The following is a 1,064-nucleotide window of genomic DNA, read 5'->3' as shown; positions in this document are numbered from 1 at the left end:
TGTAATAACGCAAATTGGCGGTATCGGAATATCAACCGATTGTCCATCACCTACGCCTTTCGGCCTCGGCTTAGGTCCCGACTAACCCTGAGCGGACGAGCCTTCCTCAGGAAACCTTAGGTTTTCGACCAATAAGATTCTCACTTATTTCTCGCTACTTATGCCAGCATACTCACTCCTGTACAGTCCACCGCTCCTTTCGGTACGACTTCAATCCATACAGGAAGCTCCTCTACCACTGATACTTACGTATCAATCCATAGCTTCGGTGGTAAGTTTTAGCCCCGGACATCTTCGGCGCAGGATCTCTCGACTAGTGAGCTATTACGCACTCTTTAAATGAGTGGCTGCTTCTAAGCCAACATCCTAGTTGTCTTAGAAATCCCACATCCTTTTCCACTTAACTTACACTTTGGGACCTTAGCTGATGGTCTGGGCTGTTTCCCTTTTGACCACGGATCTTATCATTCGTAGTCTGACTGCCTTGATTCAAGTATATGGCATTCGGAGTTTGATAGGGTTCAGTAACTGTTGTCAGCCCCTAGCCCATTCAGTGCTCTACCTCCATTACTCATTCAAGACGCTAGCCCTAAAGCTATTTCGAGGAGAACCAGCTATCTCCGAGTTCGATTGGAATTTCTCCGCTATCCACAGCTCATCCCATGGTTTTTCAACACCAACGTGGTTCGGTCCTCCACGGAATTTTACTTCCGCTTCAACCTGTCCATGGATAGGTCACCCGGTTTCGGGTCTACGACATGCAACTTTTCGCCCTATTCAGACTCGGTTTCCCTTCGGCTGCGTATCTTAAATACTTAACCTTGCTACATATCGTAACTCGCTGGCTCGTTCTACAAAAAGCACGTCGTCGCAGGTAAAACTGCTTCGACTGATTGTGGACACACGGTTTCAGGTTCTATTTCACTCCCCTTCCGGGGTTCTTTTCACCTTTCCCTCACGGTACTGCTTCACTATCGGTCACCAGTTAGTATTTAGCCTTGGGAGGTGGTCCTCCCTGCTTCCCACAAGGTTTCACGTGTCTCGTGGTACTCTGGATCAGATCT

1 rRNA gene is annotated in these 1,064 nt (G+C 48.0%); it reads right to left on the bottom strand.

Going from position 1 to position 1,064, the window contains the following annotated elements:
• Nucleotides 1–1,064, bottom strand: a 23S ribosomal RNA gene (locus N4T77_RS20095); the annotation flags it as partial.

This window comes from Clostridium sp. CX1, assembly GCF_025398335.1.
Lineage (GTDB): Bacteria > Bacillota > Clostridia > Clostridiales > Clostridiaceae > Clostridium_AM > Clostridium_AM tanneri.
This window is presented reverse-complemented; position numbering and strand designations above follow the sequence as displayed.